Here is a 5,880-nt window from a genome sequence, read left to right as displayed (position 1 = left end):
AATGCACCGGTCTTGAAAACCGACGAGGGTGTGAGTCCTCCGTGAGTTCGAATCTCACCGCTTCCGCCAGATTCTTAAAAAGCCCTTGTTAATGACAAGGGCTTTTTTTTATACCTAGTGTCTACATTACAGTAAGATTTAGCTTAAATACTGCTAATAAATCCTGAAAATTTCATATAAATCAAACAAGTATATATTTTAATCAAAATTACTATATTTATATAATATATTTTTTATTTTCAATATCTTACCAATTAAGCTTCTATATATCAGAATCGAACAAGTTATTTGTAGAATATTCATTTATTGATATATGATGAGCCAATATTTAGAAACTGTTTCAAAACATAATTCTATTGTTCAGCGAGCAAGTTCAAGGAAGGAATGATGCTGAATTCAGTTTTCTAAACCCGATATCAGGAAATTATTTCCGCCCCAAAATTGTATTTTGACCCATTGGTTGGCAATGCCTGACTCTTTTGAAAGATAGGCGTTTCCTATTTTAGGATGTATCTATGAAAAAATTATTTAGTGTTCTGTTCAGCGCATCTGTTCTAACACTGACTGCATGTAATAAAGAACCTGCAAAAACTGAAAATACAGCATCAGCTAAAGACAAAACTGAGTCAGTTCGAACTATTAAATTGGTTTCAACAGGTTCAGACACTGACGTATGGAAATACGTTGCAACGCTTCCTGAAACTGCTCAAGCGGGCATTAAACTCGAAGTGACTAACCTGACTGACTATGTTGTATTGAATACATCTGTAGCAAGTGGCGAACAAGACGTAAATGCGTTCCAGTCATTTAACTATTTGGCAGCTTATAACTCTTCAAATACAGCTAAAGTTGCTGCTGTTGCGACAACTTATCTAGAGCCAATGGGTATTTATGCAAATAAAGTTAAATCTGTTGAAGAGTTCCCACAAGGCGCGACTATCGCGATTCCAAACGACACTGCTAACGAAGCGCGTGCTTTAACATTATTACAATCTGCTAAACTGATTAAACTCAAACCAGACTTTGATCCTGTAAAAGGGACGACCAATGACGTCGTTGAAAACCCTAAAAACTTACAATTAAAACCAATTCAAATGACTACAGCAGTTCGTGTTAAAAACGATGTAGACGCAATTGTGTTGGGTAATACATTGGCACTTGAGGGTGGCCTCAATGTAATGAAAGATTCTATCTTCCGTGAGCCTATTGACCAGTCTACAAAGCTTTATGTGAATTTGTTGGGTGTTGCTGAAGCGAACAAAAACGACCCGATCTATACAAAACTTGGCGAACTTTACCACTTACCTAAAGTTCAAAAGTTTGTGAGCGAAAAATTCGGTGGCACAAAAGTTGAAGTGAACAAACCTGTTTCTGAATTTGCAGACATCAAATAAGTAATTTTTTAATTTAAAATTATTTTTAAAAGCTAAGTCTCGGTAATCGGGGCTTAGCTTTTGGATTATTTATTTTTAAAGGAAACCCAAAGTTATCGGAACAAGATTTATATTAATTTTAGAAGACTAGCTATCAAATAATTCTTAGCATACTTGACCTATTATCTCTTTATCTGAAAAATTTCTAAACCTTAAACTTTTACCATACAATCAAAAATCACAATAAAATTAAGGTGAAATAATGAGAAAAAATATATTGATTCTTAGCCTATTAATTGTCAGTGCACAGAGCTGGGCTGAATGTAAAATTGGTGATTTAGAGATTGATCCAAGCGCTTCACAAACACCAGAAGGGACACCAAATCCAAGCAACTATATAACAATAACTGGTCAGAAAGTGTTAACTAAGGCTTTGGCTAATATAAACATAGGAACACTTATAAAAACTAAAACTGATACCAATATTGCTCAGTCTAATGTTGTTGCTTTTGAATATATTTTCAAGAAACCAATAAATCTAAACTCAAATGAACTAGCTTCAGGATTTATCACAGGAACAAGTAATTATGACGGTATTGTTTTTGCCGCGCCAAGTTTTGGAAGTGCGTATGGTTCACAGCAAAATTTGTTCATGAGTTCTATTTCTGGAAACATAACCCCAAATCAGACACAAAAAGAAGTTTTAGCAAATGAAACAGTTAGAGTGGGAATTTATTACAATCAAATCAGCAAGAAAATTGGTTATATTGTAAATGGAGTAGATAGGGGATACACATGGAGTTATACAAATCCATTAAGCAAAATGAAATTTGGTATTGCCATTGAAGAAGGGTTTTATACTTCCAACTCTAGTTCACTTGGAAAAGAAATATCATATGAAATAGTATCTGATCATTCAAAACTACAATTTACTTATCCAACAGGTACCACAGATATTTGTGGAACACCTCTTTAAAATAGACCCTATATCCAAATGCTGCCTCCCTATCTAATGAGGCAGTATTTATTAGTCTATTGAGTATCTATTTTTAAATCTGGAATCAAATAAAATAATTTATACATTATTATTTGCTGCTAATTTGGTTTTTACTAAAAAATGTGTGTCAGAAAATATTAAGTATTCTTTTGGAAAACAAAAATGATAAAAATTATAAAATAGGTCGAGAAGTATCCTTTTATAAAAAAATGTCTTAAGCTTTCTTCAAAATAAATAGGGTAACCTTTTCCTATGAGGATAGAGAAAAATATTGAAAAAATCATAAACAAAAAAGTATAGAAGACTTTTGAAAACATTATATAATTTTCAGAAAATTCTTTTTTATTAAAAAATACATTTGTTATTTTTTCTGTAAGAAAAATTGAGACTATGGAAGTGAATACTCCCAATGTAATACTAAATAAAATTGTATTTAACATTTAAGAATCCCAATTTTAAAGAATAATCTGATTTTATCACTTTCTAAAAAAACATGAAGTATGGAAACTTTATTTAATTTTTTAGAGTACCTTTAATTCTGTCAGTATAAATATTAATCTTTTTTGTGTAAAGTAGTCTGCAATAGCTTGTCTCTCCTAATTTTATATTTTTTCTAATATTGAAAAGTTATACCTTTAAAATCATTTTTTAATTTGTTTATAAAATTAATACAAGCATTTATTATCTCTGGATACATTACATAAATATTATTTTTATCTTTATTAAACCAAACTGAGTTGATTCTCCATAAATTATCTTTTTCTTTTGCAAAAGTGAGAATATTTTTTTCCTCAAACTCCATAGAGGAATAAGAAAAATTTTGCTTCTCATCTCTATCAAGCCATTGTTTTAAGTAAATGGCAAATTCTAATAATAGTAGATCTTCTTCCTTGAAGATAATTTTATTTTTAACTTTAATTATCAAAGTACCTTCAATTTCTGATGAAACAATAGGATCTATGATAGAGCTTTGTGGACCATGCGTGATTACGTAGGAAATTTCCATATTGCCTTTCTTTAATTTTATATAGTAGATATCTTAATAAATACTTTATTCTAAAGTTATTTTGTTTAATTCAGTTTTGAGCCAATTAAAAAAATTAATAAAATCTGTTTTAGATTGAAAGTAAATATTTGCTTCATCTGTAAAGATCTTCCAATCTAATAAATCATCATTTATTAGCTTTGAAATTTCATCAATGCATATAGGAATTTCATCAGGATTTTTTTGAAAATAATTTAAAATATCTTGGTTGCTTTCAAAAATATCTAAATATCCCAGAAAAAATCCTATTAAATATGTATATCTATCAAAATATGAAGACATATATTTCCTTTTTATTAGACTTAGAAAAAATGAAAATTTCCTAAAATACACAATACACCTTATACGAAATTTATCAGTTCAATAAGTAAAAATCTGAGTGTTCCCAATAGGCTGATTTATCAAGTTGAATCTAAATTGCCGCATCAACTCTTTGGATAACGGCTGAGGCTGCTGTATTTGCATCATCAAAAGTTGTAAAAACTGTCCGTGGCTAAACACAGCCAAATTCTTTTGGTCATAATTTTCAGTTAATGCCTTTAGCTTTTCATGAAAAGCTTGAACCCGAACATATAGATCTTCAAAAGACTCTGCATCATCGGCATCTCTATGCTGATAATCCATTTTCTCCCAGTATGCAGTTACCCAAGCTTTACGGTCATCCATATTTGTATTGGCACACTTACGCTCAGACAAATAGCTAAACTCATGCACATGTTCATCTATTTCATAAGTGAAATTATATTTTTCCAAAAGTGGGGCAGCTGTTTGATGTGTACGCAAATATCGAGACACAATTACATGATCAATTTTAGGTAGTTGTGAACAGAGTGCTTGAGCTTGTTTATGCCCATGTTCACTTAAAGTAATCAAAGCATGCGAAAGGGTTTTTCCATTAATATTGGCTTCACTCTCAGCATGTCGGATCAGAAAAATACTCATATTATTTTATTGTTCAATTGCACGTATAGCACCTAAAGCAGCTACTTTTCTTCCCGCTTTTACTTTTGATATGTCGCAATCTTGCCAAAGCTCAGGAAGGCAGTTTTCTTTAGCAGACTTTAAAGCCGTGTCTAAATAACCGGGTAATTCTATTGTTCCTCCTCCTATTACTAATTGCGATGGATTTAAAAGATTAATAACAGTTGCTATTCCAAGACCTAAAGCTGTGCCTGCCTCTTTTATAACAGTTAAAGTTGCTTGATCTCCATTGTTAGCCATTAATGCTAGATTAGATGGGCTGAGTGCACATTGCTTGGCAATTGCTGAGCCACTTGCAACTTCATCTAAACGCTTAATTCCTTCATTACTTTTTATTGGTAAGTAACCTAGCTCACCAGCCCAACCACTAGCTCCTAGTAGGGGTTTTCCATTTATTATGAATGCAGCCCCAATACCTGTCCCAATCATAATAATGCCGCTTGCAGCATGAGACGAGGAATCATTTAGTTCCGCATGCATGGCAGCTTTTACATCATTTAAGATAATTGCTTTACTACATAATAATTTTAATGCTTCATTTCCTTGCCAACCTATAAATGCAGGGAGGACATCACAATTAACAATGTGCCCATATTCGTTAACTAGACCCGGCACTGCTAGGCTTATGCTTTCGGGCTTAATTCCATGTTTTAAAATAAAAGATTGTAGGTGTGATATTAATTCTTCTGGGGTGAATGAAATTCCTGTACTAAATATCTCCTCAATTTCATCACATAATATTAATAATTTAGTACCTCCAAGGTCTACACCAATTTTCTGTCTGTTCATCCGATGCCTTATGTAAAAATCATTTTTTAAAATTCTAGCGCGTCTAGAGGATTGTGTTTTTATAATTATCAGTGTTTGTGTAATAACTTTTAAATTTAATCCAAATGAAGATCTATCATTTTCCTTACACTGAATATTCGTGTAAACATAACAAATAGTTGTTTACTAATTTTTCTGTTTTTATGCTTTTATAAACTCCCATTTAACAATAACTCACGCATTATTTATCCTTACTTTTTAATGATCTAAATTAAAACAAATGTCATTTTGTGTGCTTGACTGTAAAAGGACAGGGCACTATTCTTTGCCTGCTGGCCACATTGCCAGCCGGTCGTCGCAGACCGCATAATAACTCCCGCATCAGAGTCATTCCTTCTGAGGAATAGTCTTGTGTGGTAGCTACTCGTCCCTTTCCCGTAGCGGTAGGACGGGAGAGGGACACCTACGGGTGTGCTAGTTTGAGTTATTACTAGTCTGCGAACCCTTTCTCGTTCTGCCACCATAATTCTATAAATGTCTGGCGGAACTCCCAATAAAAAGGAGTTGGCTTTGTACATCCACTATTTCTTGGCAGCCTTTGCCAAAGTCTATATCGACACCACATAAATCTATAAGCAGCTTGATAGCGATTAGCGCTTTTAGGCTTTAATTCGTCGCGACCAAAAACTTAATCAACAATAAAACTTGAGATGTGC

The 5,880-nt window shown here is 32.7% G+C and carries 7 protein-coding genes; 2 read left to right on the top strand and 5 right to left on the bottom strand.

The window, feature by feature from the left end; all coding sequences use genetic code 11:
• The first annotated feature begins 515 nt into the window (after positions 1-515).
• Positions 516-1,394, top strand: a complete 879-nt coding sequence (locus J536_RS23225; protein WP_002118503.1) for a MetQ/NlpA family ABC transporter substrate-binding protein — start codon at positions 516-518, stop codon at positions 1,392-1,394.
• Positions 1,395-1,635: 241 nt separating this feature from the next.
• On the top strand, positions 1,636-2,349 hold the full coding sequence (locus J536_RS23220; protein ID WP_032064107.1) for a DUF4882 family protein: 714 nt from the start codon (positions 1,636-1,638) through the stop codon (positions 2,347-2,349).
• Between the two features lie 158 nt (positions 2,350-2,507).
• On the opposite strand, the gene J536_RS26455 is transcribed toward J536_RS23220, so the two are convergent.
• The 5 genes from J536_RS26455 to J536_RS23200 all read right to left on the bottom strand — a co-directional run bounded on the left by J536_RS26455 (position 2,508) and on the right by J536_RS23200 (position 5,185).
• Positions 2,508-2,810 carry a hypothetical protein gene (locus J536_RS26455; RefSeq protein ID WP_032064106.1) on the bottom strand — a complete coding sequence of 101 codons (303 nt, stop codon included), beginning with the start codon at positions 2,808-2,810 and terminating at the stop codon, positions 2,508-2,510.
• A 173-nt stretch (positions 2,811-2,983) separates the two neighbouring features.
• Positions 2,984-3,376, bottom strand: coding sequence for a hypothetical protein (locus tag J536_RS23215; protein WP_032064105.1), 393 nt, complete (start codon positions 3,374-3,376; stop codon positions 2,984-2,986).
• A gap of 45 nt (positions 3,377-3,421) precedes the next feature.
• Positions 3,422-3,697: a hypothetical protein gene (locus tag J536_RS23210; RefSeq protein WP_032052319.1), complete on the bottom strand. Its 276-nt coding sequence runs from the start codon at positions 3,695-3,697 to the stop codon at positions 3,422-3,424.
• A gap of 78 nt (positions 3,698-3,775) precedes the next feature.
• The gene (locus tag J536_RS23205; protein WP_032064104.1) at positions 3,776-4,357 is read right to left on the bottom strand and encodes a histidine phosphatase family protein; all 582 of its coding nucleotides are present in this window, start codon (positions 4,355-4,357) and stop codon (positions 3,776-3,778) included.
• Positions 4,358-4,363: 6 nt separating this feature from the next.
• On the bottom strand, positions 4,364-5,185 hold the full coding sequence (locus tag J536_RS23200; RefSeq protein ID WP_032064103.1) for an ROK family protein: 822 nt from the start codon (positions 5,183-5,185) through the stop codon (positions 4,364-4,366).
• Positions 5,186-5,880 lie beyond the last annotated feature (695 nt).

Source organism: Acinetobacter sp. 809848 (assembly GCF_000581275.1).
GTDB lineage: Bacteria > Pseudomonadota > Gammaproteobacteria > Pseudomonadales > Moraxellaceae > Acinetobacter > Acinetobacter pittii.
This window is presented reverse-complemented; position numbering and strand designations above follow the sequence as displayed.

Bases quoted from the DNA above. Each gene is read 5' to 3' on its own strand.
- J536_RS23205 (WP_032064104.1), bottom strand. From the start codon at position 4,357: ATGAGTATTTTTCTGATCCGACATGCTGAGAGTGAAGCCAATATTAAT.
- J536_RS23210 (WP_032052319.1), bottom strand. From the start codon at position 3,697: ATGTCTTCATATTTTGATAGATATACATATTTAATAGGATTTTTTCTG.
- J536_RS23220 (WP_032064107.1), top strand. From the start codon at position 1,636: ATGAGAAAAAATATATTGATTCTTAGCCTATTAATTGTCAGTGCACAG.
- J536_RS23200 (WP_032064103.1), bottom strand. From the start codon at position 5,185: ATGAACAGACAGAAAATTGGTGTAGACCTTGGAGGTACTAAATTATTA.
- J536_RS26455 (WP_032064106.1), bottom strand. From the start codon at position 2,810: ATGTTAAATACAATTTTATTTAGTATTACATTGGGAGTATTCACTTCC.
- J536_RS23215 (WP_032064105.1), bottom strand. From the start codon at position 3,376: ATGGAAATTTCCTACGTAATCACGCATGGTCCACAAAGCTCTATCATA.
- J536_RS23225 (WP_002118503.1), top strand. From the start codon at position 516: ATGAAAAAATTATTTAGTGTTCTGTTCAGCGCATCTGTTCTAACACTG.